A 26,055-nucleotide genomic window follows, 5' to 3' on the forward strand; every position below is an offset into this window, starting at 1 on the left:
GGTCGAGCGGATCATGCGCGACGTGAACTACGGCTGGCTGATCCGCTACATGCACGCCAACGGCGCCTCGATGTTCTTCATCGCGGTCTACATCCACATGTTCCGCGGCCTCTACTACGGGTCCTACAAGGCTCCCCGTGAAGTGCTGTGGATCCTGGGCTGCGTGATCTACCTGCTGATGATGGCCACGGCCTTCATGGGCTATGTGCTGCCTTGGGGCCAGATGAGCTTCCACGGCGCCGTCGTGATCACCAACCTGTTCGGCGCGTTCCCGATCGTTGGCGATGCGATCACCACCTGGCTGTGGGGCGGCTTCGCCGTCGACAACCCGACGCTGAACCGCTTCTTCTCGCTGCACTTCCTGCTGCCGTTCATGATCGCCGGCGTCGTTGGCCTGCACATCTGGGCGCTGCACGTGCCGGGGAACAACAACCCGACCGGCGTGAACGTGAAGTCGAAAGAGGACACCGTTCCCTTCCACCCGTACTACACGGTGAAGGACGGCTTCGCGATCGTGCTGTTCATGATCATGTTCGCGACCTTCGTGTTCTATAATCCGAACGCGCTCGGCCACGCCGACAACTACATCCCGGCCAACCCGTTGGTCACCCCGGCGCACATCGTTCCGGAATGGTACTTCCTGCCGTTCTACGCGATCTTGCGCGCGGTTCCGGACAAGCTCGGCGGCGTGCTGCTGATGTTCGGCTCCATCGCGGTGATGTTCGTCCTGCCGTGGCTCGATACGTCCAAGGTGCGCTCCATGCGCTACCGGCCGACCGCGAAGCTGTACTTCTTCATCTTCGTGCTGGCCTGCCTGATCCTTGGCTATTGCGGCGGTCAGCTGCCCGACGATCACGTCATCCCGGGCCTGTCGACCTTCACCCTGATCGATGCGGATCTGAACAGCTTCGTCTGGCTGTCCCGTTTCGCCGCGCTCTACTACTTCGCGTACTTCCTCGTCATCCTGCCGGTTCTGGGCCTCACCGAGACCCCGCTTCCGCAGCCGGAATCGATTAGTGCGCCTGTGCTTTCGCATCCCGCCAACGCGCCCGCCGGCGCCGCGGCTTCGCCTGAAAAGAGGGGTTGAGCCTAAGATGCTGCGTAAAGGTATCGCGCTCGCGGCGTTTGGGCTGGCCATTCTGGCTGCGCCCGCCGCCCTCGCCGCTGGCGGCGCCGCGCCGGTGAAACATGTCGAGTTCGGCTTCGAAGGCCCGTTCGGCAAGTTCGACCAGGCCCAGCTGCAACGGGGTTATAAGGTTTATCGGGAGGTCTGCTCGGCCTGCCACTCGATGGACCTGATGTACTTCCGGAACCTCGGCCAGAAGGGCGGACCGTTCTTCGATCCGAAATATCCGAACCCGAACGACAACCCGTATGTGAAGTCGATCGCCGCGGAATATCAGATCAAGGACATCGACTCCGAAACCGGCGACGTCATTGAACGTCCCGGCACCTCGGCTGATCGTTTCCCCTCGCCGTTCCCGAACGAACCGGCGGCCCGGGCGTCCAATGGCGGCGCCATGCCGCCGGATCTCTCGGTGATGGCCAAGGCCCGCCACCATGGGCCGCAGTACATCTACTCGCTGCTCACCGGCTATCAGGATCCGCCCGCGGGTCTGAAGGTCGGGGTCGGCCAGCACTACAACCCCTTCATGGCCGGTGATGTCACCGCGTCGTGGTCGGGTCCGCACGACAAGGTGCCGCCGGGCGGCTTCATCGCCATGGCCCCGCCGCTCTCGGCTGGCCAGGTGAGCTTCGACGACGGCACCAAGTCGACGTTGGAGAACCAAGCCAAGGACGTCGCCGCCTTCCTCGCCTGGGCTTCCGAGCCCAAGATGCAGGAACGCAAGGCGTTCGGCATGGCCGCCATGATCTACCTGCTGATCTTCGCCGGTCTGCTCTATGTGAGCTATCGCAAGATCTGGAAGAACGTCGCCCACTAGGGCCGCCTTCCAACCAAGACGACCAAGGCCCCGGACTTGTCCGGGGCCTTTTTCTTTGGCCTAACCTGCCGGGCGCAGCAGCAACCGGCCTCGCGGGAAGTCGAACCGCAGTCGCCAACGCGCTAGCAGCGGCCCTCCGATGACGCCGGCCGCCGGCTCGCCCTGCACCAGGCCGCCGTCCAGGTTTTCGAACAGTCGCGCGCCAAACGAGGCGGCTCGCAGTTTGGCGCGGCCCTCGCCATACGGCAGGAGTTCTTGCGGCTTGGCGGCGCCAGGAACCGTGGCGAGGTCAGCGCCCAGCCGCATGGCGGTGTCGGCTCCTGTGGCGATGACGAAGTCGCCGGCCAGGGAGCGCGGCCCGTCGGACGCCGCGGCCCGCGCGATCGCAACCCCGACGCCGGGTTTGAGCGGCAGTGAGGTTTCCGCCAGGAACGCCGGCGCCTCGCCTCGCGGATAGATCGCGATCCTGCACGGCTCGAAGCTGACATCGACCACGAAGCCTGACAGCAGGTCGGCCCCGATCACCCCGGCGATGGGCGTGGGAAAGGCCCAGGTCCGCGCGTCGAGATCGACGACGCTGAACGGCCGGTCGGGCCAGGAGAGCCCGGCGATTCGCACCGGGCCACGCAGGGCGGTTCCGGTCAGCCCCGCACCTTGGGCCTTGGTCTCGTGCAGCAGGGTGGTCGGAGCGCCCGTGTCGAGGATGTAGTCGCCGGCCAGCCCGTCGATCGAGGCGGAGGCGACGACGACGCCCTGCTCGTACCAGCATGTGGTCTCACCGGCGGCGGCCTGGCCTGCCGACGCCAGGACGGCCAGAAGGGCGCTTGAGGCTAGGAATGCAGGCTTCATGGCGTCCGCGAGGTGAGTTTACGTGCCCAGCATAGCCAAGCCGCCGCCCCTCGGCGATATTTGGCGACATGGACCTGACCAAGCTCATCCGCACCATTCTGGACTACCCAAAGCCGGGGGTGATGTTTCGCGACATTTCGACCTTGCTGGGTCATGCGCGGCGCTTGCGCGAGGCTGGCGTGTCGGTTTCCGTCCTCGCCACATTCGAAGGCTGCTGATGGGTCTTATCTTGGCGCGAACCATCGGCTAAGTGCGGGCATGGCTTTCACGCGCGCGTGGCGCGATTTCAAACGTATGCAGGACATCGCCGTCGGCGCGGCGGCGCTGATCTATGCCGGGGCGGTGGTCCACGCCTTCCAGGTGCTGCCGGGCGGCGGTGAGTTGATCGCCCAACGCACCCTGATCTGGCCGGGCCTGATCCTCTTCCTCTCATTGATCTTGCCGCTCCTCGTGCCATTCCTGAAGCGGCTGCTGGCTCGCTACGTCTGGCTGAGCTTCCAGGCGGGGTTTGGGCAGACCGCCGTTTCGGTGCTGACCGGCGTCGGGCTCCTCGCGGTGGCGGCTGGGTTTATCTACTGGCAGGTCTGGGCGGTCGGCCACGGCGGCCGCTATCCGGCCGGCGTGTTCTCGGGCTACGCGGCCGGCATCGGCATACTGGCGGCCCAGGCGGTGCTGGTGCGGGCGCTGGAGACCGTGCCCGAAGTCCGCAAGCAGATTGAGGAACCGGCTGGTCCTACCGAGGCAGGAGCCGCCTGAGACGCACGCAGGGCAATCCGTCCTCGTCGAGCTCGGTGGCAATTTCCGTGAAGCCAAGCTTGTCGAGAATTCGCCGTGAGGCGGCGTTGGCGGGATCGATCGTCGCGTCGATCGACGGGGCTTGGCTGGAGTCGATTATCGCGTGGGCGGCCTCGCTGGCCAAGCCCTGTCCCCAGAACTGTCGGGCGAAACCGTAGAGCAGTTCAACAACCTCCTCGTCGGCCCGCCAGACCAGGCCGGCCCAGCCGATCAGAGCGCCGCTCTCGGCATGGACCACGGCCCGGCTGCCAAGGCCGGTGTCGGGCAAGCTGGCGGCGGCGTTGGTGATCCATTCGGCTGTCGAGGCCCGGCTGAGCGGTTGGCCGTCGCCGACGAAGGCCATTACAGCCGGATCGCTGGTGATCGCCGACAGGGCGTCGAGATCGCCGTCCGCCATGGGGCGGAGCCGTAGTCGCCTCGTTTCGATCACCGCGGCGTTCATCTAGATCGAGCTCCGCCCGCCGCCATTGTTGGAGAACAGCGCCAAGGTCCGTAGGCGGGCCAGGTGGGCGCTGTCGGGATGATAGTCGGCCCGGCGATCTGACATAAAGCCATGCCCAGCCTCGTACACGTGCACGCGAACGTCGGGATGGGCCTCGCGGATCTCTTCCACGCGCTCGGGCGGGATCGAGGCGTCGGCCTTGCCAAAGTGCAGGATGATCGGAATCTTGGGCGTCTCGTCCTTCAGTTCGGTGATCCGCCGGCCATAGAAGGCCGAGGCCGCCGAGAGCCCCGTGCAGCGGCACGCCGCCAGCCAGGTCGCGGCCCCACCCCAACAGAAGCCGGTCGCGAACACTGGGCCTGAGAGGGCGTCTATGGCCGCTTGGACGTCGCCGGCCACTTGGTCCCAGGGCGTCTCCTGAGAGTAGCGCACGCCCTTCGCTACGGCCTCCTGGCCGTAGTCGGCGGCGAAGCCGGGCTCCAGGCGATCATAGAAGGCCGGAGCGATGGTCTCGTAGCCCTCCTCGGCGAAGCTATCGGCCAGTTCGCGGATGTGATCGGTGATCCCGAAGATCTCCTGGATCAGCACCAGGCCGCCGCGCCGGGCGTCGGTGGGCTTGGCGTGATAGGCCGCCAGCTCAAAGCCGTCGAAGCGGCTCCTCAGGGTGATGGTTTCGCCCACGCTCAGGCGGCCTCGAACAGTTCGCGCGTGCGGACCCGGGCGAGGTCGGCGGCCTCCTCGGCGTAGCGTTCCGGGCTCTCGTTGTTGAAGCCATGCCCGGCGCCTTCGTAGATATAGACCGGGACGTCTGGATTGTGGGCGTGCACCGCCGCCTCGACCTCGTCGGCCTTGATGCCGGGATCGGTGTGGCCAAGGTGGATGATGGTGGGGCAAAGGGGCTTCAGGGCTGCGTTGGCCTGGACCAGGCTGCCGTAATAGCTCGAGGCGGCGGCGATGCCGTCCAGCTTGCCGGCGGTCAGCCAGGTCAGCGACCCGCCGTAGCAATAGCCGACGACGAAGACCTTGCCGCGTTCGGCCAGGAAGTCGCGGCAGGCGGCGATGTCGCCAAGCGCTTGGTCCAGCGGCGTGGCGCGGGCGTGGGCGACGCCGGCGGTGAGGCCCTCGGGATCATGGCCGGCGGTGAAGCCATGCTCGCGGCGGTCGTAGAGGGACGGGGCGATGGCCTCGTAGCCCGCCTTGGCCCAGCGCTCGACATCGGCGCGGATGTGGCGATCGATGCCGAAGATCTCTTGCAGCACGATCACGCCGCCCTTGCGCGGGGTGAAAGCCTGCTCGTGATAGGCCGAAAACTCGAAGCCGTCCGCGCCCCGAAGGGTGATCGTCTCGCCCATGCGTCTCTCCCGTCTGTGGCGGGAGCTAAGCAGAGATCGCGGCGGCGCCAAGCGGAGATCGCCGGGCGCCGCTCATAGAAATCCTGCCCCGCCCAGCGGGGAGGGCCTAGCTGGCGCTAGACGTTGAAGCGGAAGTTCAGCACGTCGCCGTCGTGGACGACGTACTCCTTGCCTTCTTGACGGAATTTCCCGGCTTCTCGGGCGCCAGCTTCGCCCTTGAAGCGCACATAGTCGTCGTAGGCGATGGTTTCAGCGCGGATGAAACCCTTCTCGAAGTCGGTGTGGATCACGCCGGCGGCCTGCGGGGCGGTGTCACCCTTGTGGATGGTCCAGGCGCGGGCCTCTTTAGGGCCGACGGTGAAGTAGGTCTGCAGGCCCAGCAGATGATAGGCCTCGCGGATCAGCTTGTTCAGGCCGGGCTCGGCCAGGCCCAGGGTCTCCAGGAACTCGGCGCGCTCGGCCGGGTCCAGCATGGCGATCTCGCTCTCGATCTGGGCGGAGATGAACACATGGTCGGCGCCGTCACGCTTGGCGCGCTCGGCCACCAGGTTCGACATCTCGTTGCCGTCGGCGGCGGAGCCTTCGTCGACATTGGAGACGTAGAGGGCAGGCTTGGAGGTCAACAGCTGCAGCATCTGCCAGGCCTTGGCGTCCTCGGGGGAGACCACGGCCTTGCGGGCCGGGCGGCCGGCGTTCAGCTCGGTGAGGGCCAGTTGGACCAGTTTCAGCGTCAGCGCGCTTTCCTTGTCGCCGGCCTTGGCGCGCTTCTCCAGGTTGGAGACCCGCTTCTCCAGGCTCTCGAGGTCGGCCAGCATCAGTTCGGTCTCGATGGTTTCGAGATCGGCCAGGGGATCAACCTTGCCTTCGACATGGGTGATGTCGTCGTCGATGAAGCAGCGGGCCACGAAAGCGACGGCGTCGCAGTCGCGGATATTGGCCAGGAACTGGTTGCCCAGACCCTCGCCCTTGGACGCGCCGCGCACCAGGCCGGCGATGTCCACGAAGTTGATCCGCGCAGGGATGATTTCCTTGGACGGGATGACCGCCGCCAGCGCGTCCAAGCGCGGCTCGGGCACCGCCACGTCGCCGGTGTTGGGCTCGATGGTGCAGAACGGATAGTTGGCGGCCTGGGCCGCGGCCGTCTGGGTGAGCGCGTTGAACAGGGTCGATTTGCCGACGTTCGGCAGACCGACGATGGCGACTTTAAGGGCCATGTCGTCCTCTAGGATTGGGTCGGCGCCGGTTTAGCGGACGCGGGAGAAAATGTCGTCAGGCCAGTCAGCCGCGGCCCTGCGGGATGTCGCTCTTGTCGGCCGGGGCCAGGCGCATGACCTCGGTCTGGTATTTCTCGTCCTCGCCGGCGGCCAGCAAAGGGGCGGCGTCGGCCACGGCCGCCAGCAGGTCGGCGACCCACTGTTGATCGACCTTGTGGAAGTCAGACAGCACGTGGCCCTGCACGCGGTCCTTGTGCCCCGGATGGCCGACGCCAAGACGGGCGCGGCGGAAGTCGGGGCCGATATGGGCGGTGAGGGAGCGGACGCCGTTGTTGCCCGCCGCGCCGCCGCCCGTCTTCATGCGGAAGCGGCCCGGCGCCATGTCGATCTCGTCGTAGAACAGCACGAGGTCGGCGGGCTTCAGCTTGTAGAACTTGAGCGCCTCGGCCGCGGCCCGGCCGGTCTCGTTGTAGAAGGTCTGGGGTTTCAGGATCAGGGCGCGAATCGCGCCATCTGGCGTCTCGATCTCCCCCTCGCGAACGAGGGAGGAGAAACGAGAGCGTTCGGGACCGAAGCGCCAACGGCGCGCGATCTCATCGACGGCCATGAAGCCGATATTATGCCGGTTGCCCGCATGGCGGGCTCCCGGATTTCCTTGGCCAGATAGGACAAGCATACGATCTCCCCTGCGAAGAAGAGATCGCTCTGCTTACTCGCTGGTCGAGGAGGCGGCGGCGGCCGCATCGTCAGCCGCGGCGTCGGCCGAGGCGGACGCCGAGGAGCCGGCCAGGGTGGCGACGACGAAGTCGCGGTCCAGGGAGGCGACGACGCCCTTGGGCAGTTCGAAGGCCGACATGCGGATGGTGTCGCCGATGTCCAGGCCGGTCAGGTCGCAGACCAGTTCTTCCGGAATGGCGTCGGCCGGGCAGGACAGCTCAACGTCGTGACGGACGATGTTCAGCGTGCCGCCCTTCTTGAGGCCCGGCGAGGCGTCATGATTCTTGAAGTGCACCGGCACGGCGATCTTGATCAGCTGGTGCTCGTCGACGCGGTACAGGTCGAAGTGCACGGGCACGTCGGTGACCGGGTCCATGTCGATCGCCTTGGCGATGACCGGCTGGGTTTCATCGCCGTACTTCAGGGTCACCAGGTGGCCCAGCAGCTTGCCGGTGTAGAGCGCCTTGCGGAACTCGTTCGACTTCACGGCGACGGCCACGGGATCCTTGTCGCCGCCGTACAGCACGCCGGGGACCAAGCCCGCGCGGCGGGTTTCACGCGCGCCACCGGTTCCAGTGCGCTCGCGGAGTTCAACGTTCAGGATGATATCGGCCATGGCCTTGCCTCAAAACGAAGCCGCCGCGCGATAACCCGCGCGGCGACGGAACGACCCCTTTGGGCCGAAAGGTGCGCGTAGATACACAAAACCCAGGCCCGTGGCAACGGGCGCGGGTAAGGAATCCTACGGCTTCTTGACGGGCTTCTTCGCAGGCTTCTTGACCGGTGTCACCGTGTAGGTCGCATCGGGCCGAACCTTGGGCACGAACTTGTACTCATAGGGCTCGGGCTGGCCTGACGCCTTGATGACGCAGCGGGCGGTATCCATCATGGCGTGTTGGCCGAGGCAGAAGATATCCTCGTAGTGCGGCTTGGAGACCGCCAGACACTGATAGAGGTTGAGCTTGGCCAGATTGGCGCAGGACGCGATGTTCGGCTCGACCATCAGCGCGTTGAGCGTCTCCATGTTCGTCTCGGCGCCGTAGCCAAGGATCGCGAGCGCGGCGATCGACATGCTGCGAATCACCACTGGGGTGAAGGGCGGCGTGACGGACGCGCCGCTGAGGCCCAACGTCTGACCACCGACCGCGGCCTGTTGCAGGCGGGAGGTCTCGGCCAGATCGCCGACAACGGGGGTGGCGCTGAGGGCCTTGGCCTGAGCCAGGCGCAGGTCGCGGCTGGCGACGTCGGCCTTGGACCAGGATTGACGCTGGACGTCATAGGCCGACTGTTTCACCGTCTTGCCGGCTTCGTAGAATGTGGCGCCGTCGGCGCCGAGCGCGGCGACCACCAGGCCCGCGGCGCTGCTCGAGCCTTGCAGCCCGACCACATAGGCCGGGTCCTTCATGATCGCGTAGGCGATCTCCTGACGCTGCTGGGCGGTGCCGGCATATTGCCGCACGCCAGCGACGAAAGCCGGGTCTTGCAGCGCGACGATCGCGCCGTAGGCGATGGCGCCTTGCAGAAACTGCTTGGGCTCGTAGGCGACGCCCACCTTGAGGGCCTGGGCGATGTCGGGGCCGGCGGCGAAGGCCGGTGTGATCTTCGACGCCCGGTCCATGTAGTAGCGGTAGGCGCTGGCCTGCTCGATGAGCTTTGGCGCGAGGGTGACCGGCGGCGGCGGGGCCACTACGGCCTTTGGCGCAGGCGGCTCGGCGCACGCGGTCAACACGGCTGCGAGTACGATAGCGGAGGCCGTCAGGCCCGCGCGAGAAGCGGAAATCATCCTGCGCCCTCCCCAATTAAATAGGCGCGAATCATAACGCCCTGAACGGGCAAGAATGTGACCGCGTATCCTTAACGGGAATTCACCAAGCTTGGCCTTAAGCGACCGAAACTGTCAGTCGAACAGCTTGGAGACCGATTCCTCGTTGGCGATCCGGCGGATCGCTTCGCCCAGCAGCTTGTCGCAGCTGACATAGCGTATCTTGCCGCCGTCGCCGGCCCGTTCGGGGGCGGGGATGGAGTCGGTCATCACCAACTCCTTGAGCACCGAGTTGTTTACGCGCTCGACCGCCGCGCCGGACATCACGCCATGGGTGACGTAGGCCGAGACCTCGGTGGCGCCGCCGTCGATCAGGGCCTGGGCGGCGTTGCAGAGCGTGCCGCCGCCGTCGATCATGTCGTCGAACAGGATGCAGCGACGGCCGTCGACGTCACCGATGACGTTGGCGACTTCGCTCTTGCCGGGACCCGAGCGGCGCTTGTCGACGATCGCCAGTTCGGCGTTCAGTCGGCTGGCCACCGCCAGGGCGCGAACCACGCCGCCGACGTCGGGCGAGACAATCATGATGTCGGATGGCGACTGGTAGTTTTCCTTGATGTCGGTCGCCAGCAACGGCGCGGACAGCAGGTTGTCGGTCGGGATGTCGAAGAAGCCTTGGATCTGGCCGGAGTGCAGATCCATGGTGAGGACCCGGTCGGCGCCAGCGCGCTCGATCAGGTTGGCGACCAGCTTGGCCGAGATCGGGGTCCGGCCGCCGGTTTTCCGGTCCTGCCGGGCGTAGCCGAAATAGGGCATGACAGCGGTGATCCGCTTGGCTGACGCGCGCTTCAGCGCATCGATGCAGACCAGCAGCTCCATCAGGTTGTCGTTGGCCGGATAGTTGGTCGACTGAAGAATGAAGACGTCCTCGCCGCGGACGTTCTCGTCGATCGTCACCCACACTTCGTTGTCCGCGAACCGTTTGACCTGGGCCCGCGTGAGCGGGAGATCCAGGTGGGAGGCCACGGCCTCGGCCAGAGCGCGGTTGGAGTTGCCGGCCAGCAGCTTCATCGGACCCTCAGGGGCAATGGTGTCGGTGTTGGCGGGCTTTTAGCAGGGCCATGGTCGGGGGCAAGGGCTCAGAGTCCGCAGGTCACGAATGAGGCGCCGACGCCTCGCGCCACGGCCATGCTTCGTTTAGGGTGCCGCCATGCCCAAAATCGGACTTCCGGCCTGGACCTGGCTCTCGCCCATCATTGGCGCCTTGATGTTGCTTGGAGCAAAATTGGGGGGCGCGTTCGATCTGGCGCTGGCCGCCGGGCTGATCGCCTGCGTGTTGGCCGCTGTGCACCACGCCGAGGTGGTGGCGCACAAGATCGGCGAGCCCTACGGCACGTTGGTTCTAGCCATCGCGGTGACGGTCATCGAGGTGGCCCTGATCGTCTCCTTGATGCTTTCGGGCGGCATGGCGGCTTCGGGCCTGGCGCGCGACACGGTGTTCGCCGCCATCATGATCATCCTGAACGGTCTTGTAGGGCTATGCCTGTTGCTGGGCGGCGCGCGCCATCTTGAGCAAAAGTTCGGCCAGGCCGGCGTCAGCGCGGCGCTCGCCACCCTGGCGGCCATGACGGTCCTCACCCTGGTGCTGCCGAACTACACGACCAGCACGCCGGGGCCGGTCTATTCGGGCAGCCAGCTCGCCTTTGTCGGGCTGGTTTCGCTGGTGCTCTACGGGACCTTCGTCCTGGTGCAGACGATGCGCCATCGCGACTACTTCCTGCCGACCGGTCCGAAGGCCCATGACGAGGAGGCGCACGCCGCCCCGCCGACGACGTTGGACGCCTGGATCAGCCTAGGACTGTTGGTGATCGCCCTGGTGACTGTCGTGTTGCTCGCCAAATCCTTGGCGCCGACGATCGAGCGGGCGGTCGCGGACGCCGGCGCGCCCAAGGCCGTGGTCGGGGTGATCATCGCCGCCCTCGTGCTGGCGCCGGAAAGCCTGGCGGCGGTGCGTGCGGCGCGGGCCAACCGGCTTCAGACCAGCCTGAACCTGGCCCTAGGCTCGGCCCTGGCCTCCATCGGCCTGACCATTCCGGTCGTCGCGGTCGTCTCGCTATGGATGGACTGGCCGCTGTCGCTGGGCCTCGACGCCAAGGCGATGGTGCTGCTGATGCTGACCCTGATCGTCACGACCCTGTCCTTGGGCACAGGGCGGACCACGGTGCTGCAGGGCGTGGTCCACCTGGTGATCTTCGCGGTCTACCTGTTCACCACCATCGTGCCCTAGACCAGGGCGATGGCCGAGAGCAGGCGGCCGAAATCAGGTTCGCCCTGCTTGAACGCCCGGCGGTTGGAGTAGAACAGCTCCGCCTCGACGCAGGTGTCGCGGCCGACCCATTCGCAGGTCTCGACGCCGGCCTGGCGCAGGCGGTGCAGGACGAAGGCGGGCAAGTCGAACATCTGCTTGTCGGCGGTTTGGCCGGCCGAGAAGAACTGGGCGTTGGCGGCGTCTTCGGCCGTGAAGCGGTCCAGGAATTCCAGCCCCACTTCATAGGATGCTGGCCCGATGCAAGGGCCGACGACGGCCACGATGTTGGACCGCTGCGCGCCTAGCGCCAGCATCTGATCCAGCGTCGCCTCGACGACGCCGGTCAGGGCGCCTTTCCAGCCGGCGTGGGCCGCGGCGACGACGCCAGCCTGGGGATCGGCGAACAGGATCGGCGCGCAGTCGGCGGCCAGGGCTCCGCACACCAGTCCGCGCCGATCAGTGGCCACGCCATCGGCCTGCGGCCGCCCATCCTCGCCCCAAGGGTGCTCGGCGATGACCGCGGTGGCCGAATGGATCTGATAGCAGGTGTCCAGCGCCTCCGGCGCGACGCCGAAGTGCGCCGCCGCGCGTCGGCGATTCTCGCTGACGTCGCCGGGGACGTCGCCGGAGCCGATTCCGACATTCAGCCCCTCATAGATGCCGGTGGAGACCCCGCCTTGCCGGGTGAAGAAGGCATGCTTCACGCCTGCGAGGTCGAGCAGGGGCGAGGTGATCACGGGCAGGTCGGTCAAGTCAGGTCCTCGAAGCCCGGAGCTATGAGGCCCGGCGTGTGGATACAGGCGACCTTGAACAGTTCGCCCATCTGGTCGGGAGAGATCAGGCGTTCGAGCTGGCGTTCGATCTCGCCCGCGCGGTCGGGCCGGGCGGCGGCAAGGGCCTCGGCGCGGGCGCCGATCCCCAGCCGAACCAGGAACTCGCCCTGGGTCAGAATGTGCGCCGTTCCCGCGCCCTGGGCGTGGGCGGCGGCGAGCACGGCGGGGAAATCGGCATGGACGGTCAGGTCGGCCTCGCCGGGAGCCGCCAACGGGCTTTCCTTCTGGTGTTTCCGCAGGGCCTGCAGGGTGTCGCCAAAGCCGGGGACCGCGCGGCCATAGTCGATGAGCAACGCCGCCCCGCCGTCGTCGATGATCCGGGCGGCGAGCTCGGCGCCCAGGGCCGCCTGGGCCGGCGCCTGTTCCAGGATCGCCCCGACCGGCGCCTCGCGGGGGAGCGGGGGGGTATGAGCCAGGCCGAAGGCGAGCTCGCCGGCCTCGTCCAATCCGACCATTCGTTCGGCCCAGCCGCGCTCGGTGCGCACGAATTGGCGGGCGGGCAGGCAGTCGAGCAGTTCGTTGGCGATCAGCAGGATCGGCGCGTCGCCTGGAACCTCGGCCAGGGATCTGGCCCAGGAAATCCGGTCGCCCAAGGTCTGTCGCTGGCGATCACGCAAGGGGGGTGAGACCTCCACGAGCCACACATCGGCGGCGTCGGTGAATTCCGGCGACAGCCGCGTGGCGCGCAGCAAGTCGCTCATCAGCGTCCCGTCGCCGGGGCCCATCTCCACCAGGCGGAAGGGCGAGGGGCGGCCGAGCCGGTTCCAGCTTTCCACGGCCCAGAGGCCGATCAGCTCGCCAAACATCTGACTGACCAGCGGCGCGGTGATGAAGTCGCCGCCCGCGCCGAGCGCCGGGCGGGTGGCGTAATAGCCGAAGTCCGGATCGTGCAGGCAGGCGCTCATATACTGCGCGACCGTCAAGGGCCCGCTGGCCCGGATCTGGGCCGTCAGGCGCTCGCGCAAGGTCATGGGGTCTGGGTCTTCGCCGCCGGCGTTTCAGACGGCGCATCGGCCGCTGTAGCCAGCGGTTCGCGCAGGCCCCGCCAGATCAGCCAGGCGCCGCCGATGAACATCGGCGCGCTCAGCATCATCCCCATGGTCAGGCCGAGCGGGAAGTTGGGCAGGTAGCTGTCGGGCTCGCGGAAATTCTCGACGAAGGTCCGGAACGTCGCATAGCCCAGGAAGAAGACGCCGGCGACGACGCCGCGGCGCTGCAGCAGCTTGGCCCCGTGGGTCGCCCAGCGCAGGATGAGGAAGAGCACGAGGCCCTCAAGTGCAGCTTCATAGAGTTGGCTCGGGTGACGCGGCATGATCCCGGCGTTGGGGAAGACGAAGGCCCACGGCACGTCGGTGGGCCGGCCCCAGAGCTCCCCATTGATGAAGTTGGCGATGCGGCCGAAGAACAGCCCGATCGGCGCCGCGGCGGTGATGGCGTCGCCCATCCGCAAGATGTCGATCTTGTTGACGCGGGCGAAGGTGACCACGGCGATCAGCACGCCGAGCGCGCCGCCGTGGAAACTCATCCCGCCGTTCCAGACCTTCAGGACCTCCAACGGGTCGGTGACGATCAGCGACGGAGTATAGAAGAGAACGTGGCCGAGCCGTCCGCCGAGAATGATGCCGAGCGTGATCCACAGGATCAGGTCATCGACTTGGGGGACGGTGGCAGGGGCGCCGCGCGGACCCCAGAGGCCCTGATTCTTGATCAGTCCCGCGACATAGCGCCACCCCACCAGGATGCCGGCCACATAGGCCAAGGCGTACCAGCGGATTGCAAAAGGCCCGATCTGCAAAAGGACCGGGTCGAAGTCGGGGAACGGCAAGGCGGATGTCTCCTATAGCGTCGCCTGTGGGTTTAGACGAGAAGCCCTTCGCTTTCATCCCCTGGCGGGCCATATAGGAAGCTATGCAGACCCAGAATCCCTTCCTGGACGAATTCGCCAAGCTCACCAACGCCGCCATGGGCCTCGCCCAGACCGCCGGTGAAGAGGCGAAAGCGGCCTTCCGCGCGCAAGGCGACCGCTTCGCCGCCGAACTCGATCTGATCCGCCGCGACGAATTCGAGGCGTTGAAAGCCGAGATCGCGGCCCTGCGCGCCGAGAACGAGGCGCTGAAATCCGCGGCGCCGAAGAAGGCCGCCAAGAAAGACTAATACAAACACGTGAATGTGGGCCGTCCGGGGAAAGAAGCCGGTGACGGACGCAGCGCGAAGCAGCTTAATTTCAAGATCGCAGGCGATTCGGTGGCCCGCTCGGCCTCCACGCCCTCTGCGAAAGGACCGCCGGTCTTATGGACACGCCTCAGTCTGACGAAGACGTCCTGGTCACCCTGGATCCACTTGACGTTGTCGAGCACGTTTTGACGGCCGAGAACCTTCAGTTCGACCGCACCGAGGACGGCGATCTCGCCTTCACCCTCGCTGGCGACTGGAAGGACTACGAGCTGTGGTTCGCTTGGCGGCCGGAGGCCGACTGCCTTCAACTGTGCCTCTCGATCGACCAGCAGGTCACGGCCGAGCAACGGCCCGCCGCCTTCGAACTGGTCTCGACCCTGAACCAACGCGTCTGGCTCGGGCATTTCGAGGTCTGGGACGACGGCGAGATCATCTTCCGTCACGCCATGTCGCTGATGACCGGCGAGCGGCCGAGCCTGGCCCAGGCCGCGGCGATGATCGACGTGGCGATGGAGGCTGCCGACCGCTTCTATCCTGCCTTCGACTTCCTGGTGGCCGGCTCCAAGTCGCCCGCGGACGCGATCGCCGCCTGCATGTTCGAGACGGTTGGCGAGGCTTAGTAGCTTTCCATGACGCCGATCCTGATGCTGGGCGCCGGCCGTATGGGCGGGGCGCTGATCGACGGGTGGCGCGCCGCGGGCGCCTTCCAGGCCTCTGACCTGCTGATCCGCGAGCCGCACGCCAATCCGACGCTCGACGCCGCCGCCCAGGGCGGGGCGTTGATCAATCCGGCTGACGATGTCCTGGCTCGCGCCAAGACGGTGCTGTTGGCGGTGAAGCCTCAGATCTGGCGCGAGGCCGCGGCGCAGGTCGCTCACCACCTGGCCCCTGACGCCGTGATCGTCTCGATCGCGGCCGGTGTGAAGTCCACCGACATTTCCGAGGCGTTCGGTGGCCGCGCGGTCGCCCGCGTGATGCCGACGACCGCCGTGGCCATCGGCCAGGGCACGACTAGCATCTACGCCGCGAGCCCAGAGGCGCGGGCCAGGGCGCACGCCCTGTTCGCACCGGTGGGAACCGCCGTCGATCTGGCCGACGAGGAACTGCTGCACGCCGCCACCGGGGTTTCCGGTTCGGCGCCGGCCTATCTCTACGCCTTCGTCGAAGCGCTCGAAGCGGCCGGTGCGGCCGCCGGCCTGCCGGCGGATGATGCCTCGCGCCTAGCGCGCTCGACCATCGCCGGCGCGGCGGCTCTGCTGGCCCGCAGCGGCGAAGAGCCGGCCGAGCTACGCAAGCAAGTCACCTCGCCAGGCGGCACCACCCAGGCGGCGCTTGAAGTCTTGATGAGGCAGGACGGTTTCCCCGACCTATTGCGCGACGCCGTCGCCGCTGCCGCGCGGCGGTCCAAGGAACTCGGCGGCTGACAATGGTCGTTATCCTCCGGTCGTTGGGCTAGCTCGACCGCTTCCAGGTCTGGGCCTGGCAGACCACCGCGATGCAGCCCTCGACCTTTAGGGTGCCGTCCGCATTGAGGCTCATCTTCGAGCCATAGGTCTTGCCGCTGGACGGGTCATAGATTTTGCCGCCGGCCCACTTGCCGGCGCCGGCGGGTTTGAAATCGCGGATCATGGTCAGGCCGACGATGGGGCGGGTGCGCGCGGCCGCGTCGGGGTTGTTGACGTCTTTCTGCGGCTGGCCGGCCTTGTCGTTGGGCGCCTTCATCCAAACGACCACGCCGCACATCTTGGCCTTGTCGCCGCCGCAGGGTGCGACGCGGACTTTGGCCGTGCCGGCCTGGACCAGCCAGGTTCCCTCGACGGGATCAGCCGCATGGGCCGCCGAACCCAGGGCCGTGAAGGCCGCCACGGCGGCGGCGAGATGGACCAGCTTCATGCGACTCTTCCCATGTCTTTCGTGAAGTGTCGCCGATGGCGCATGACCTGTCGATGAACGTTGCTATCCGGGAAGCCGAATGACAGCCCGCAGACCGCCCATCGGCGCGCGGTCCAGGGTGACGTCTCCCCCATGGCTGCGCGCTACGTCGCGGGCGATGGCCAAGCCAAGCCCCACGCCCTTGGCGTTCTGGTTGCGGGCCTCGTCCAGGCGGTTGAAGGCCTTGAAGGCGTCCTCGTAGAGGTTTTGAGGAATGCCCGGCCCGTCGTCGTCGACGGTGATCTCGACCCCGCCGGCCAGGCGCGGCGAGGCGCCGACCTCGATGTTCTCGCCATGGGCGGCGGCGTTCATCACTAGGTTTGAGAGCGCCCGCTTCAGGGCGTTGGGGCGGACGCTGGCGGTCAGGTCCGGATCGGCGGCCACCGTCACCTTGGCCCCGGCCCGTAGCGCGCCCTGGCTGACCTCGTCGATCAGGTCCTTCAGGCTGACGGTCTCGACGGCCTCGCCGCCCTCGCCGCGGGCGAAGGCCAGGTACTCGTCGATCATGTGCTCCATCTCGGCCAGGTCGCGCTTCATCTCGACGTGGCGCGGGCTAGGCTCGGCCATGGCCAGTTCCAGCTTCAGCCGGGTGAGGGGCGTGCGCAGGTCATGGCTGACCGAGGCCAGGAGGGCGGTGCGTTGATCGATGTGGCGTTGGATGCGCGACTTCATCGCCAGGAAGGCGTGGGCGGCCTGTCGCACCTCGCGCGCGCCGCTGGGCTTGAAGGCCGGGGCGTCGATCCCGCGTCCGAAAGCGTCGGCGGCTGAGGCCAACCGCTCGATGGTGCGGGTCTGGTTGCGGATGAACAGGATGGCGATGGCGGTCAGCAGGATGGTGGCCATGGCCATCCACAGCACGAAGATATGGCCCTGGGTGGCGAAGGCGCGGTCGCGGGGCGCCAGGATGCGGATCACGCCCTGGTCAACCTTCACCCGGATATCGACATAGGCGGGGTAGCGGGTCGTATCGAACCAGAACGGGGCGTCCAGCCGCTCCGACAGGGCGCGCTCCAGCGACCGGTCCACGACCGCGAAGGTGTTGGTGCGGCGGCTGGCGGGCAGTTCCCTGCCGGGCTGCAAGGCGATGGAGAGGCTCAGCGACTTCTCGGCGCGGTCGGCTAGCGTGGCCATGGTCTCGGAATTGGGTGCGTCCTCGAAGCTTTCGACCGCCCAGGCGACCTCGCCGGCCAGGCCGTCGGACAACCGGCCCGTGACCGTCTGCCAATGGGCGTCGAAGAAGATCCAGGTCACCGCGATCTGCATCAGCGCCACCGGCAGCACGATGATCAGCAGCGAGCGGCCGAACAGCGAGGTCGGCAGGCTGCGCTTGATCAGCCGCTGCATATGGATCGGCTCAAGAAGGCGCGGGAACTTCATCAGTCGGGCGCCAGCAAGTAGCCGACCCCGCGAACGGTCTGCAGGTAGCGCGGCGCCTTCGGGTCGCTTTCGATCTTGCGGCGCAGGCGGGTGACCTGGACATCGACCGCGCGGCCTGACGGATCGACCGTCTCACGCGCCAGCTCCAGTCGATCGACCGGTTCGTGCGGGCTGCGAGCCAGACGCTTAAGCAGGGCGACCTCGGCCTCGGTCAGGCGGATCGGCGCGCCGTCGCAGCTCAGCTCGCCGCGTTCCAGGTCGAACTGGCACCGGCCGAGCGAGATCGCGCCGTTGCCCGCCGCGGGCCTGGCCTGGGCGCGGCGCAGGATGGCTTCGATACGCAGCAAGAGTTCTTCGGGCTCGAAGGGCTTTGGCAGATAGTCGTCGGCGCCGCGCCGCAGGCCCTCGATCCGGTCCTCGGCCAGGCCCCGGGCGGTCAGCATCAACACGGGTGTGCGGCCGGCCGCGCCCTTGCGCTCGCGCAGCCAGGCGGTCAGCGAGAACCCGTCCTCGCCGGGCATCATCACGTCGAAAACCGCCAGGTCGAAGTCCAGGTTTTCCATCAGCTTTCGCGCCGCCGCCCCGCCCGGCGCCGCGGTCACCCGGAAGCCGTTGCGGCTGAGATATTCCTTCAGCAGGCTGCGGATGCGGTCGTCGTCATCGACGACCAGCAGGTGACGTTCAGGAGTCTCGACGACGGCCATCAGGCGCCTCCACTTTTCATTCGCCCGCCGGCCAGGGCCGACAGGATCGCCCGGACCCCGGCCACGCCGTCGAGCCCGCCCACGCGATAGGACCTGGCGAGCTGGGCGCGCAAGCGTTCGGCGATGCGATCCTCGAAGGCCTGGCCGGCCGGCGTGAGGCTGGCGGCGCGCCGGCGGCCGTCCAGGTCACCCGCGACTTTTTCGACCATGCCCTTGGCCTCAAGGTCGGTGAGAATGCGGCTGGCGGCCTGTTTCGACAGGCTGGTCAGGTGCGCGAGTTCCTGGACGCCGACCCCTGGTCTTCGCTTGAGCAGAAAGGCCGCGCGCCAGTGAGACCGGCCCAGGCCAAGGTTTTCGGCCGCCAGTCCGGCGTCGACCCCGGCCCATAGCGCGGCCTCGGCCAGCATCATCAACTCAAGCCCGGCGTCGAGCTCCTCGTCGCGCAGAATGAGCCTCGGATCTGCGGCGGCCATTACGTTTTGCAATCCATTTTATTTGACGCGGCCGGCTCGGGGGTCTGTAAGAGGGCCCTGTTGAAAGGAGCACTTTCCCTCATGTCTCTACTGCCCTTCGATGACCGCGACGGATGGATCTGGCTGGACGGCCAGTTCGTGCCCTGGCGCGAGGCGACGGTGCACGTACTGACCCACGGCCTCCATTACGCCTCGGCGGTGTTCGAAGGCGAGCGGATGTATGGGGGAGAGATCTACAAGCTGACCGAGCATACCGAGCGTCTGTTCAAGTCGGCCGAGATGCTCGACTTCGAAATCCCGTTCACGGTGGCCGAGATCGATCAGGCCTGCAAGGACACCTGCGCCAAGAACGGCCTGAACGACGCCTATCTGCGTCCTATCGCCTGGCGTGGTTCGGAGATGATCGGGGTGTCGGCGCAGCACACCAAGATCCACGTGGCGATCGCCGTCTGGGACTGGCCGAGCTACTTCAAGCCGGAAGAGCGCGCCAAGGGCATTCGTATGTGCTGGGCGAAGTACAAGCGCCCGTCGCCGGAGACCGAGCCAGTTCACGCCAAGGCCACCGGCCTCTACATGATCTGCACGATCTCCAAGCACGCCGCCGAGAAGGCCGGCTACACCGACGCGATGATGCTCGACTATCGGGGCTACATCGCCGAGAGCACCGGCTCGAACGTGTTCTTCGTCAAGGACGGGGCGCTCCACACCCCGACGCCCGATTGCTTCCTGAACGGGATTACCCGCCAGTCGGTGATCGCGCTGGCCAAGAGCAAGGGCGTCGAGGTCATCGAACGCCACATCAAGCCGGAGGAGCTTGCCGGCTTCACCGAATGCTTCGTGGTCGGCACCGCCGCCGAGGTCACGCCCGTGGCCGAGATCGGCGAGTACACCTTCACGCCAGGCGAACTCTCGCTTGGCCTGATGGACGATTACGCCCGCATGGTTCGCCGCGAGTTGGTGGCGGCCTAAGGAACAACGCCGTCCGCCCCGAGAGGGGCAGGCGGCTTTCCTCGAATTTCTAGGTGAAAGTGGTGGGGGGATCCGTCCCTCCAGCGCCTTTTGGCGTCGCCTTTGCTTTGGCTGCGGCGCCGACCCTAGGTCCGCCACGAATCCCCCCGCGCCGTCGCCCCCATCGCGTCGACACGGTGAACTCTTGCCGCAAGCGTGGCGGAAGCTCCAGACGGAGTTTGGGATCGCGGCCGAGACAAGTCGCCGCGCCGCCCTATCGATCAGGCGACGCGGCCTTTGCCGTTAAATCAGCCAGGTCTCGGGGCGCGGATAGGCCTCGCCCTGCGACATGTAAATCAGGCCGACGACGCAGCGGATCGCGAACCAGATCCCGACGACGCCCCAGATGAACAGGCCGAGCATCAGGAACGGGATGCCCACCAGCACCAGCGACAGCACCCCGCCGAACAGGACGAGCAGGCCGGCGATCACGAACCAGGCGATCGAGATCCAGAAGGTGCGGATCAGGAAGGTGTAGTGGGTCCGCATGCGCGGGCCGGCGGTGTCGCGGTTCATGTAGGCGATCACCAGGCCTACGAGGATCGTGAGCCCGTTGACCAGGCCCAGCAGGTAAAGCCCGTAGACCACGGCTGGCAGCGTGCGGTCTTCGGGCGTCACAACGGTCGTTTGGGTCTCGGTCAATTCAGTCTCCCAATGGAAAGGTCTGAATGAAATGTGGCCCTGATCGTTGCAATTGCCAGCTTAAATCGTGTTCATCCTCGCTGCGCGCTGGGCTTGCGATGCAGCCAGGGCAGGATCGCCGCCCCCAGGATCGCCACGAAGACCAAGCGGCAGGCGAGGGCGATCCCCAGCAGCCAGGCCCCGGCCAGGCCGGCGGCGAGCAGGATGGCGATCGCGCCGACCGCCATCATCCCGATGATCCACAGAACGGCCTCGCCGTTGGCCGATGGCTGGCCAAGGCGGCTGGCGGGCGCGGCTTGCGTCAACGCCGCCATGAAGGCGTCGAACGAGGCCGTATGGTCCTCGGGCCGCAGGTGGTCGCCATAGCTGAAGGCCGGGATGGTCAGGCGCCGGCGCTGGAACTGCAGCGTCGCGCTGCGGCCGGCGCGAGACACGCGGTGGAGTTGGGAAAGCGGGAACCGGCGTTCGCGCGCGCCCTTACGCTCGACGATCTCGGTCTTTTCCAGCGTCCAGACGGTCTGCGCCTGTAGCGGCGACAGGCGGGCGGCGTGCGAGATCCCCAAGGGTTCAGCCACGAACGACGGTGATCTCGACCCCGGCGGCGGCGGCGTGGGGCGCGAGCGCCAGGGGCTTTTCGACGCGGACCCGGGCGCGCATCACCCGGCCGTCGGCCAAGCAGGCGCGGGCCAGGCGTTCGGCGAAGTCCTCGACCAATTGGATATGGCCCTCGGCCACGATGGCGCGGGCCGATTCACCGATGGTCTCATAGTTCACGGTGTCGGCGAGCCGCGAGGCGCCGGCCGTGGGGACGTCGAGTTCGACATCGACCACCAGCGGCTGGGCGCGGTCCTTCTCGTGCGCATAGACGCCGATCTCCGCCTCGACCTTTAGGCCGGTCACGAAGATCTTGGTCATGACCACGCGCCCCTGGACCTCAGGAACGGGAGCCTCGGACGAGTTGTCTTGCAGAGAGGGGAGAACCAAGTGCGCTCCGTTGATCCTGGAGGCCGATCAGGCCAGATGCTGCCCGGCGTCCACGGCGATCATCTGGCCGGTCACTGACGTCGCGTCAATGAGGTAGCGCAGCGCATGGCCGATCTCGGTGGGGTCGACAGGGCGCTTCAGCAGGGTAGTCGCGACCTCGTCGATGAAGTCGGCGTCCTGCTGGTGGATCGAGGGCAGCGTCGGACCCGGGCCGATGCCGTTGACGCGGATGCGCGGCGCCAGCTCCTTGGCCAACATCTGGGTCGCGGCCCAAAGCGCGCTCTTGGAGAGCGAATAGCTGAAGAAGTGCGGCGAGGGCGCCAGCACCCGTTGGTCGAGAATGTTGACGATCTGGCCATTGCGGGTCGGCGGCAGGCGCCGCGCGAAGGCCTGGGCCAGCACCAGCGGACTGCGCAGGTTAGTCTCGAGATGCGCGTCCCACGAGGCGCGGTTCATGCTGGCGAACGAGTCGTCCTCGAAAACCGAAGCGCAATTGACCAGCAGGGTTACCGGGCCAAGTTCGGCCTCCACCTCGGCGACCAGCGGCGCGGTGGCGCCTTCGTGGCGGAGGTCGCAGGCATGGAGCGAGGCCTTGCGGCCGCGCGCGCGGACATCGGCCGCGGCGGTCTCGGCGTCATCATCGATGGCGCGGACGTGAATGGCGACGTCAAAGCCCGCGTCGGCGGCGGTTAGGGTCAGGGCCCGTCCGATCCTGCGCGAACCCCCGGTGATGAGGGCCGCGCCGCGCGAGGAGTCTGCCAAGGCGGTCTTAGTCGAGACGGCCGAATTCGAAGTAGTTCAGCCCGCCGAAGACGACGAGAAAGGCGAGGATGGTCAGGATCGCGTCCATGAAAAACTCCGAGTTTGTTCGTCGGGCTTTAGAGGGCGCGGCGATGGTTCGCAAGGGGCGGGCGTCGCACGTCGGCCGGTGAGAGACGATCTCGATTTTTGCTCGTCACCGCGGCTAGGAGGCGATCGCTGTCCCGATGCCGGCCGAGGCGCCTGAGCCGATCCCGAATATTTGACGGACGGGCCGGTCTGGCGCCCTGCTGACTTGGGAACTTGAGCGCGCCTTCAGGCTTTGCCTTGTTGCACGCATTGGTCAGCAGGCGTGGAACGACAGGAGCAGCGTATGATCAAAGACCAAGCGTCCTTCGAGGCAGCCTTGCAGCGGGTCGCTGACTTGCTGGAGCACCCTCCGGCGCATGGTACGCCCGAGGATGAAAAGTTCGTCGAGCTTCTCCACGACATCGAGAGTTATCAGCCCGCTATCGTGACGGCCCCGCCCGAGACCGCCATCGAGCGTATCGGGCATGAGGCCGACGACCTGGTCGCCAAGGCCGCCGATTTTCTGAGGCAACGTCGTGAACGCAGCGAGCGCGAGAGCCTCATGAACTTCCCGAAGGACGGCAAGGGAATCGGACCGACGACCGGCGTCTGACGTCGTTCCCGCGGTCCCCGCCGTTTTTCGCCGAGCAAGCGCAACCATATCGGCGTTGCGAAGGTATGTCGGTCGGTCCTGGATTGGGAAACGACATGAAACTGACAGCCCTGGCGGCGCTTGCCCTGCTTAGCGTGCTTCCTGCGCAGGCGGCCCACGCCGCCCTGATCGGCACGGCGATATCGGAAACCTACTACCATCCCGACGACGCCACCCCCTATTCGGGCGCGACCTATGCACCGCAGGCGTTTGTGGTCGGCGCGGGCGAGGAGTCGGTGATCGATATCGAGGGGGTCACCGAGCTCCATGTCGATTTTGCCGACAACTCGCTCGTGATCTTGTTCAACACCTCGCTTGAGAACCCGAAGTGGAACGCCGTCGCCTTCAACGGCCCGATTTTCTCTGGGGCCGCCATCGCCGGGATCACCGGGGTTTCGGTGAACGGGTCTTCGACCCTCGCGGGGTTCGACAACAGCCGCGTGTCGGTCCTCGGTCAGGATCTTCGGATCGACTGGGGCGGCCTCAACTACGCGAACGGGACGACGCTGAACCTGGACTTCACCTTCGCCCGCGACGGGAGCGGGGCGGTCCCCGAGCCGGCGACATGGGCGATGATGATCGTTGGGTTCGGCTTGGTGGGGGCGGCGTCACGTCGTCGTAGAGCCGTTCCACCGGCCGCTCTGAACGTGCGCGCGTAGGCGAGCGACAAGCCATCGGCGTCAGGCGAACCCTCTTCGCCGCGTCGAAACGGGCGGTTGTGGCGACAAGGCGTCGAGGTTTGGTTGCGAGGGCTCTTGTCGAACCCTGTTTGGGCGGGCCAATCTGAAAAGAAACGCCTGAGGAAACCCATGCCGCTCCAGCCTATCGCGCCCAGCGCCTTCACCAAGGTCGCTGTCGGCATCGACCGACCCGAGGATGTGGTCGTGGCCGGGGACGGCCGGGTGTTCGCGTCCGACCATCAGTGCGCGGTCGCCGAGATCCTGCCCGATGGGACGTTCAAGCGCATGGGACCCAAGGGCGGCGCGCCCAATGGGATCAATATGGATCGCCAGGGCCGCGTGCTGATCGCCAATTTCGGAATCTATGATCGCGAAGAGGGACCGCTGCAGCGGTTCGATCCGGCGACCGGCCACCATGAAACGCTGCTCGCCGAGGTGGGCGGCAGGAGGCTGACCTCGGCCAACTATCCGGTCATGGACCGCGCCGGAAACATCTGGTGCGCCAATTCCACCCACGCTGACACCTGGCCCCAGGCGTTGGACGGCCGTGATGACGGCTTCATCTTCGTGCTGCGGCCGGATGGTTCATCGCAGATCGTCGCCGAGGGACTGAGATTTCCGAACGGCATGGCGCTGTCGGCCGACGAGGCCTTCCTGTTCTGCGCCCAGACCAGCGGCGCCGACGTGATGCGGTTCGCGGTACTGCCCGGCGGCAAGCTGGGGCGGGGCGAGCGCTACGGCCCGGTGCTGGGCAAGCTACAGGAAGCGGGCGGCGCGCAGGTGGCGATGCAAGATCTTGGCTATACCGACGGGGTCGGCATGGACGCAGAAGGCAATCTCTGGGTCTGCCTGCCGGCCGCCAACAAGGTGGTGGCGATCACGCCGGCGCTGGAGGTGGTCACGGTTATCGACGATCCGTCCGGCGAGGTGGTCAATCACCCGACCAATATCACCTGGGGCGGGGACGATCTGAGGGACCTTTACATCGGCTCGATCCGCGCCGGATATGTGCTGAAAGGCCGTAGCCCGGTTGCGGGACAGCCGCATGTGCACCAATTGGCTTAGGGCTAACCCAAGGGAAGTCGGGTATTGGGGCTTCCACAGTGATCATTGATCACTAAAATGCTTGTTTGAAGCCGTCGGGGTTCTCGTCGGCGCGCCAAAAATCCAACGAACGCCTCCGGGAGGACGTCATGCGCGAATACCTTCAGTTCTACATCGATGGTCAATGGGTCGATCCGGTCGAACCCAAGACGCTCGACGTCATCAATCCCGCCACCGAAAAGGTCGCCGGCAAGATCTCCCTCGGCGGCGCCGCCGATGTGGACAAGGCCGTCCAGGCCGCGAAGAAAGCCTTTGTCACCTGGTCGCAGACCAGCCGTGAAGAGCGTCTGGACGTCCTGAACCGCATCATGGCCGAGTACCAGAAGCGCTTTGGCGATCTGGCCACCGCCGTGACTGAAGAAATGGGCGCCCCGGCCTCGCTGGCGCAGCGCGCTCAGGTTCCGATCGGCATGGGCCACATCGGCACCGCCGCCGCCGTGCTGAAGGACTTCAAGTTCACCGAAGACCGCGGCCCGACGATGATCGTCAAGGAACCGATCGGCGTCTGCGGGTTCATCACCCCCTGGAACTGGCCGCTGAATCAGATCGTCTGCAAGGTGGCCCCGGCCATCGCCACGGGCTGCACCATGGTGCTGAAGCCCTCGGAAGTGGCGCCGTTCTCGGGCCAGATCTTCGCCGAGATCATGCACGCCGCGGGCGTTCCCGCCGGCGTGTTCAACATGATCCAGGGCGACGGCCCCACCGTGGGCGCGGCGATCTCCAGCCACCCCGAAGTGGACATGGTCTCGTTCACCGGCTCCACCCGCGCGGGCATCGAGGTGGCCAAGGCCGCCGCGCCGACCGTCAAGCGCGTGGCGCAGGAACTGGGCGGCAAGAGCCCGAACATCGTTCTCGACGACGATGCGTTCGCCAAGGGCGTGGGCCGTGGCGTGGCCACCATGATGACCAACTCGGGCCAGTCCTGTAACGCCCCCACCCGGATGCTGGTCCCGAAGACCCGCATGGCCGAGGCGATCACCGTGGCCAAGGCCGCCGCCGAGCAGGTGACGGTCGGCGACCCGAACGGCAACGCCCAGCTGGGCCCGGTCGTGAACAAGACCCAGTTCGACAAGATCCAGAAGCTGATCCAGGCCGGCATCGACGAGGGCGCGACCCTGGTCATCGGCGGGACCGGCCGTCCGGAAGGCCTGGACAAGGGCTACTATGTGAAGCCGACGGTGTTCGCGAATGTGAACAACGAGATGACCATCGCCAAGGAAGAAATCTTCGGCCCGGTCCTCTCGATCCTCGGCTACGACACTGTCGAGCAGGCCATCGATA

At 66.7% G+C, this 26,055-nt stretch carries 33 protein-coding genes; 13 read left to right on the forward strand and 20 right to left on the reverse strand.

The annotated features are described in order from the left end of the window. Both Q7T84_RS04900 and Q7T84_RS04905 read left to right on the forward strand, forming a co-directional pair. On the forward strand, positions 1–1,087 hold a 1,087-nt coding region (locus tag Q7T84_RS04900), incomplete at its 5' end, for a cytochrome b N-terminal domain-containing protein (protein WP_304806594.1). Between the two features lie 7 nt (positions 1,088–1,094). Then, the gene (locus Q7T84_RS04905; protein WP_304806595.1) at positions 1,095–1,943 is read left to right on the forward strand and encodes a cytochrome c1; all 849 of its coding nucleotides are present in this window, start codon (positions 1,095–1,097) and stop codon (positions 1,941–1,943) included. Positions 1,944–2,003: 60 nt separating this feature from the next. Here the strand turns inward: Q7T84_RS04905 and Q7T84_RS04910 are convergent, their stop codons facing one another. Next, positions 2,004–2,792 (reverse strand): retropepsin-like aspartic protease, encoded by a 789-nt coding sequence (locus Q7T84_RS04910; protein ID WP_304806596.1) that lies wholly within the window; start codon positions 2,790–2,792, stop codon positions 2,004–2,006. A gap of 68 nt (positions 2,793–2,860) precedes the next feature. On the opposite strand from Q7T84_RS04910, the gene Q7T84_RS04915 reads away from it, so the two are divergent. Beyond that, entirely contained in the window at positions 2,861–3,010 is a 150-nt protein-coding gene (locus Q7T84_RS04915) for a hypothetical protein (RefSeq protein ID WP_304806597.1), read from the forward strand. Positions 3,011–3,050: 40 nt separating this feature from the next. Next, on the forward strand, positions 3,051–3,548 hold the full coding sequence (locus tag Q7T84_RS04920) for a hypothetical protein (protein WP_304806599.1): 498 nt from the start codon (positions 3,051–3,053) through the stop codon (positions 3,546–3,548). Here Q7T84_RS04920 and Q7T84_RS04925 read toward each other — a convergent pair. The 8 genes from Q7T84_RS04925 to Q7T84_RS04960 all read right to left on the reverse strand — a co-directional run bounded on the left by Q7T84_RS04925 (position 3,526) and on the right by Q7T84_RS04960 (position 10,145). Further along, positions 3,526–4,029 carry a GNAT family N-acetyltransferase gene (locus Q7T84_RS04925; protein WP_304806601.1) on the reverse strand — a complete coding sequence of 168 codons (504 nt, stop codon included), beginning with the start codon at positions 4,027–4,029 and terminating at the stop codon, positions 3,526–3,528. The genes Q7T84_RS04920 and Q7T84_RS04925 overlap by 23 nt on opposite strands. After that, entirely contained in the window at positions 4,030–4,710 is a 681-nt protein-coding gene (locus Q7T84_RS04930; RefSeq protein ID WP_304806602.1) for a dienelactone hydrolase family protein, read from the reverse strand. Between the two features lie 2 nt (positions 4,711–4,712). After that, positions 4,713–5,381 carry a dienelactone hydrolase family protein gene (locus Q7T84_RS04935; protein WP_304806603.1) on the reverse strand — a complete coding sequence of 223 codons (669 nt, stop codon included), beginning with the start codon at positions 5,379–5,381 and terminating at the stop codon, positions 4,713–4,715. Positions 5,382–5,497: 116 nt separating this feature from the next. Then, positions 5,498–6,595 (reverse strand): redox-regulated ATPase YchF, encoded by a 1,098-nt coding sequence (ychF, locus tag Q7T84_RS04940; RefSeq protein WP_304806604.1) that lies wholly within the window; start codon positions 6,593–6,595, stop codon positions 5,498–5,500. Positions 6,596–6,659: 64 nt separating this feature from the next. Then, on the reverse strand, positions 6,660–7,271 hold the full coding sequence (pth, locus tag Q7T84_RS04945) for an aminoacyl-tRNA hydrolase (RefSeq protein WP_304806606.1): 612 nt from the start codon (positions 7,269–7,271) through the stop codon (positions 6,660–6,662). A gap of 33 nt (positions 7,272–7,304) precedes the next feature. Continuing rightward, a complete protein-coding gene (locus Q7T84_RS04950; RefSeq protein WP_304806607.1) occupies positions 7,305–7,928 on the reverse strand; it encodes a 50S ribosomal protein L25/general stress protein Ctc in 624 nt (207 codons plus the stop codon). Between the two features lie 126 nt (positions 7,929–8,054). Next, on the reverse strand, positions 8,055–9,095 hold the full coding sequence (locus tag Q7T84_RS04955; RefSeq protein WP_304806609.1) for a hypothetical protein: 1,041 nt from the start codon (positions 9,093–9,095) through the stop codon (positions 8,055–8,057). Positions 9,096–9,209: 114 nt separating this feature from the next. Further along, positions 9,210–10,145 carry a ribose-phosphate pyrophosphokinase gene (locus Q7T84_RS04960; protein WP_304806610.1) on the reverse strand — a complete coding sequence of 312 codons (936 nt, stop codon included), beginning with the start codon at positions 10,143–10,145 and terminating at the stop codon, positions 9,210–9,212. Positions 10,146–10,284: 139 nt separating this feature from the next. Between Q7T84_RS04960 and Q7T84_RS04965 the strand changes: the two genes are divergently transcribed. Then, positions 10,285–11,361, forward strand: coding sequence for a calcium:proton antiporter (locus Q7T84_RS04965; RefSeq protein WP_304806611.1), 1,077 nt, complete (start codon positions 10,285–10,287; stop codon positions 11,359–11,361). Here the strand turns inward: Q7T84_RS04965 and pgeF are convergent. Genes pgeF through lgt form a run of 3 tightly spaced genes read right to left on the reverse strand, consistent with a single transcriptional unit; the run spans position 11,358 to position 14,040 of the window. Beyond that, a complete protein-coding gene (gene pgeF, locus Q7T84_RS04970) occupies positions 11,358–12,134 on the reverse strand; it encodes a peptidoglycan editing factor PgeF (protein WP_304806612.1) in 777 nt (258 codons plus the stop codon). The two genes, Q7T84_RS04965 and pgeF, sit on opposite strands and share 4 nt — an antisense overlap. Next, on the reverse strand, positions 12,131–13,186 hold the full coding sequence (locus Q7T84_RS04975) for a class I SAM-dependent methyltransferase (RefSeq protein WP_304806613.1): 1,056 nt from the start codon (positions 13,184–13,186) through the stop codon (positions 12,131–12,133). Before Q7T84_RS04975 ends, pgeF begins: the two co-directional genes overlap by 4 nt. Further along, the gene (lgt, locus tag Q7T84_RS04980; protein ID WP_304806614.1) at positions 13,183–14,040 is read right to left on the reverse strand and encodes a prolipoprotein diacylglyceryl transferase; all 858 of its coding nucleotides are present in this window, start codon (positions 14,038–14,040) and stop codon (positions 13,183–13,185) included. The genes Q7T84_RS04975 and lgt overlap by 4 nt, the downstream gene beginning before the upstream one ends. An 83-nt stretch (positions 14,041–14,123) precedes the next feature. On the opposite strand from lgt, the gene Q7T84_RS04985 reads away from it, so the two are divergent. From Q7T84_RS04985 to proC, 3 genes are all read left to right on the forward strand, one after another. Continuing rightward, complete coding sequence (locus Q7T84_RS04985; protein ID WP_304806617.1) at positions 14,124–14,369, forward strand: accessory factor UbiK family protein; 246 nt, start codon at positions 14,124–14,126, stop codon at positions 14,367–14,369. Positions 14,370–14,506: 137 nt separating this feature from the next. After that, positions 14,507–15,010, forward strand: coding sequence for a YbjN domain-containing protein (locus Q7T84_RS04990; protein WP_304806618.1), 504 nt, complete (start codon positions 14,507–14,509; stop codon positions 15,008–15,010). A gap of 9 nt (positions 15,011–15,019) precedes the next feature. Continuing rightward, positions 15,020–15,814 (forward strand): pyrroline-5-carboxylate reductase, encoded by a 795-nt coding sequence (gene proC / locus Q7T84_RS04995; protein ID WP_304806619.1) that lies wholly within the window; start codon positions 15,020–15,022, stop codon positions 15,812–15,814. A gap of 28 nt (positions 15,815–15,842) precedes the next feature. On the opposite strand, the gene Q7T84_RS05000 is transcribed toward proC, so the two are convergent. The 4 genes from Q7T84_RS05000 to Q7T84_RS05015 all read right to left on the reverse strand — a co-directional run bounded on the left by Q7T84_RS05000 (position 15,843) and on the right by Q7T84_RS05015 (position 18,876). Continuing rightward, a complete protein-coding gene (locus Q7T84_RS05000; RefSeq protein WP_304806620.1) occupies positions 15,843–16,283 on the reverse strand; it encodes a DUF2147 domain-containing protein in 441 nt (146 codons plus the stop codon). 63 nt (positions 16,284–16,346) lie between these two features. Continuing rightward, complete coding sequence (locus Q7T84_RS05005) at positions 16,347–17,699, reverse strand: ATP-binding protein (protein WP_304806622.1); 1,353 nt, start codon at positions 17,697–17,699, stop codon at positions 16,347–16,349. Further along, complete coding sequence (locus Q7T84_RS05010; protein WP_304806623.1) at positions 17,699–18,403, reverse strand: response regulator; 705 nt, start codon at positions 18,401–18,403, stop codon at positions 17,699–17,701. The genes Q7T84_RS05005 and Q7T84_RS05010 overlap by 1 nt, the downstream gene beginning before the upstream one ends. Then, positions 18,403–18,876, reverse strand: coding sequence for a MarR family winged helix-turn-helix transcriptional regulator (locus Q7T84_RS05015; RefSeq protein ID WP_304806625.1), 474 nt, complete (start codon positions 18,874–18,876; stop codon positions 18,403–18,405). Before Q7T84_RS05015 ends, Q7T84_RS05010 begins: the two co-directional genes overlap by 1 nt. Before the next feature lie 81 nt (positions 18,877–18,957). Here Q7T84_RS05015 and Q7T84_RS05020 point away from each other — a divergent pair, with 81 nt between their 5' ends. Continuing rightward, on the forward strand, positions 18,958–19,845 hold the full coding sequence (locus tag Q7T84_RS05020; RefSeq protein WP_304806626.1) for a branched-chain amino acid aminotransferase: 888 nt from the start codon (positions 18,958–18,960) through the stop codon (positions 19,843–19,845). A gap of 282 nt (positions 19,846–20,127) precedes the next feature. On the opposite strand, the gene Q7T84_RS05025 is transcribed toward Q7T84_RS05020, so the two are convergent. The 4 genes from Q7T84_RS05025 to Q7T84_RS05040 form a co-directional block, all read right to left on the reverse strand. After that, on the reverse strand, positions 20,128–20,526 hold the full coding sequence (locus tag Q7T84_RS05025) for a hypothetical protein (RefSeq protein WP_304806627.1): 399 nt from the start codon (positions 20,524–20,526) through the stop codon (positions 20,128–20,130). Between the two features lie 71 nt (positions 20,527–20,597). Further along, positions 20,598–21,101 carry a hypothetical protein gene (locus tag Q7T84_RS05030; RefSeq protein ID WP_304806628.1) on the reverse strand — a complete coding sequence of 168 codons (504 nt, stop codon included), beginning with the start codon at positions 21,099–21,101 and terminating at the stop codon, positions 20,598–20,600. Continuing rightward, entirely contained in the window at positions 21,094–21,441 is a 348-nt protein-coding gene (gene folB / locus Q7T84_RS05035; protein ID WP_304806629.1) for a dihydroneopterin aldolase, read from the reverse strand. The genes Q7T84_RS05030 and folB overlap by 8 nt, the downstream gene beginning before the upstream one ends. A gap of 96 nt (positions 21,442–21,537) precedes the next feature. Beyond that, positions 21,538–22,272 carry an SDR family oxidoreductase gene (locus Q7T84_RS05040; protein ID WP_304806630.1) on the reverse strand — a complete coding sequence of 245 codons (735 nt, stop codon included), beginning with the start codon at positions 22,270–22,272 and terminating at the stop codon, positions 21,538–21,540. A gap of 370 nt (positions 22,273–22,642) precedes the next feature. Between Q7T84_RS05040 and Q7T84_RS05045 the strand changes: the two genes are divergently transcribed. The 4 genes from Q7T84_RS05045 to Q7T84_RS05060 form a co-directional block, all read left to right on the forward strand. Then, positions 22,643–22,951, forward strand: coding sequence for a hypothetical protein (locus Q7T84_RS05045; protein WP_304806632.1), 309 nt, complete (start codon positions 22,643–22,645; stop codon positions 22,949–22,951). 95 nt (positions 22,952–23,046) lie between these two features. Further along, positions 23,047–23,649, forward strand: coding sequence for a PEPxxWA-CTERM sorting domain-containing protein (locus tag Q7T84_RS05050; RefSeq protein WP_304806633.1), 603 nt, complete (start codon positions 23,047–23,049; stop codon positions 23,647–23,649). A 150-nt stretch (positions 23,650–23,799) separates the two neighbouring features. Next, on the forward strand, positions 23,800–24,735 hold the full coding sequence (locus Q7T84_RS05055; protein ID WP_304806635.1) for an SMP-30/gluconolactonase/LRE family protein: 936 nt from the start codon (positions 23,800–23,802) through the stop codon (positions 24,733–24,735). Positions 24,736–24,863: 128 nt separating this feature from the next. Further along, a partial coding sequence (locus Q7T84_RS05060; protein WP_304806636.1) for an aldehyde dehydrogenase family protein occupies positions 24,864–26,055 on the forward strand: 1,192 nt, incomplete at its 3' end.

Source organism: Phenylobacterium sp. (assembly GCF_030654915.1).
Classification (GTDB): Bacteria; Pseudomonadota; Alphaproteobacteria; order Caulobacterales; family Caulobacteraceae; genus Phenylobacterium.

Coding starts and splice junctions, on each gene's coding strand:
- Q7T84_RS04965 (WP_304806611.1), top strand. CDS start 10,285: ATGCCCAAAATCGGACTTCCGGCCTGGACCTGGCTCTCGCCCATCATT.
- proC (WP_304806619.1), top strand. CDS start 15,020: ATGACGCCGATCCTGATGCTGGGCGCCGGCCGTATGGGCGGGGCGCTG.
- Q7T84_RS04950 (WP_304806607.1), bottom strand. CDS start 7,928: ATGGCCGATATCATCCTGAACGTTGAACTCCGCGAGCGCACTGGAACC.
- Q7T84_RS04985 (WP_304806617.1), top strand. CDS start 14,124: ATGCAGACCCAGAATCCCTTCCTGGACGAATTCGCCAAGCTCACCAAC.
- pth (WP_304806606.1), bottom strand. CDS start 7,271: ATGCTTGTCCTATCTGGCCAAGGAAATCCGGGAGCCCGCCATGCGGGC.
- Q7T84_RS04960 (WP_304806610.1), bottom strand. CDS start 10,145: ATGAAGCTGCTGGCCGGCAACTCCAACCGCGCTCTGGCCGAGGCCGTG.
- Q7T84_RS05015 (WP_304806625.1), bottom strand. CDS start 18,876: ATGGCCGCCGCAGATCCGAGGCTCATTCTGCGCGACGAGGAGCTCGAC.
- Q7T84_RS05000 (WP_304806620.1), bottom strand. CDS start 16,283: ATGAAGCTGGTCCATCTCGCCGCCGCCGTGGCGGCCTTCACGGCCCTG.
- Q7T84_RS05045 (WP_304806632.1), top strand. CDS start 22,643: ATGATCAAAGACCAAGCGTCCTTCGAGGCAGCCTTGCAGCGGGTCGCT.
- Q7T84_RS05005 (WP_304806622.1), bottom strand. CDS start 17,699: ATGAAGTTCCCGCGCCTTCTTGAGCCGATCCATATGCAGCGGCTGATC.
- Q7T84_RS04990 (WP_304806618.1), top strand. CDS start 14,507: ATGGACACGCCTCAGTCTGACGAAGACGTCCTGGTCACCCTGGATCCA.
- ychF (WP_304806604.1), bottom strand. CDS start 6,595: ATGGCCCTTAAAGTCGCCATCGTCGGTCTGCCGAACGTCGGCAAATCG.
- Q7T84_RS04910 (WP_304806596.1), bottom strand. CDS start 2,792: ATGAAGCCTGCATTCCTAGCCTCAAGCGCCCTTCTGGCCGTCCTGGCG.
- Q7T84_RS05010 (WP_304806623.1), bottom strand. CDS start 18,403: ATGGCCGTCGTCGAGACTCCTGAACGTCACCTGCTGGTCGTCGATGAC.
- Q7T84_RS04905 (WP_304806595.1), top strand. CDS start 1,095: ATGCTGCGTAAAGGTATCGCGCTCGCGGCGTTTGGGCTGGCCATTCTG.
- Q7T84_RS04925 (WP_304806601.1), bottom strand. CDS start 4,029: ATGAACGCCGCGGTGATCGAAACGAGGCGACTACGGCTCCGCCCCATG.
- folB (WP_304806629.1), bottom strand. CDS start 21,441: ATGACCAAGATCTTCGTGACCGGCCTAAAGGTCGAGGCGGAGATCGGC.
- Q7T84_RS05020 (WP_304806626.1), top strand. CDS start 18,958: ATGTCTCTACTGCCCTTCGATGACCGCGACGGATGGATCTGGCTGGAC.
- Q7T84_RS04915 (WP_304806597.1), top strand. CDS start 2,861: ATGGACCTGACCAAGCTCATCCGCACCATTCTGGACTACCCAAAGCCG.
- Q7T84_RS04955 (WP_304806609.1), bottom strand. CDS start 9,095: ATGATTTCCGCTTCTCGCGCGGGCCTGACGGCCTCCGCTATCGTACTC.
- Q7T84_RS05055 (WP_304806635.1), top strand. CDS start 23,800: ATGCCGCTCCAGCCTATCGCGCCCAGCGCCTTCACCAAGGTCGCTGTC.
- Q7T84_RS04975 (WP_304806613.1), bottom strand. CDS start 13,186: ATGACCTTGCGCGAGCGCCTGACGGCCCAGATCCGGGCCAGCGGGCCC.
- Q7T84_RS04920 (WP_304806599.1), top strand. CDS start 3,051: ATGGCTTTCACGCGCGCGTGGCGCGATTTCAAACGTATGCAGGACATC.
- Q7T84_RS04935 (WP_304806603.1), bottom strand. CDS start 5,381: ATGGGCGAGACGATCACCCTTCGGGGCGCGGACGGCTTCGAGTTTTCG.
- Q7T84_RS05050 (WP_304806633.1), top strand. CDS start 23,047: ATGAAACTGACAGCCCTGGCGGCGCTTGCCCTGCTTAGCGTGCTTCCT.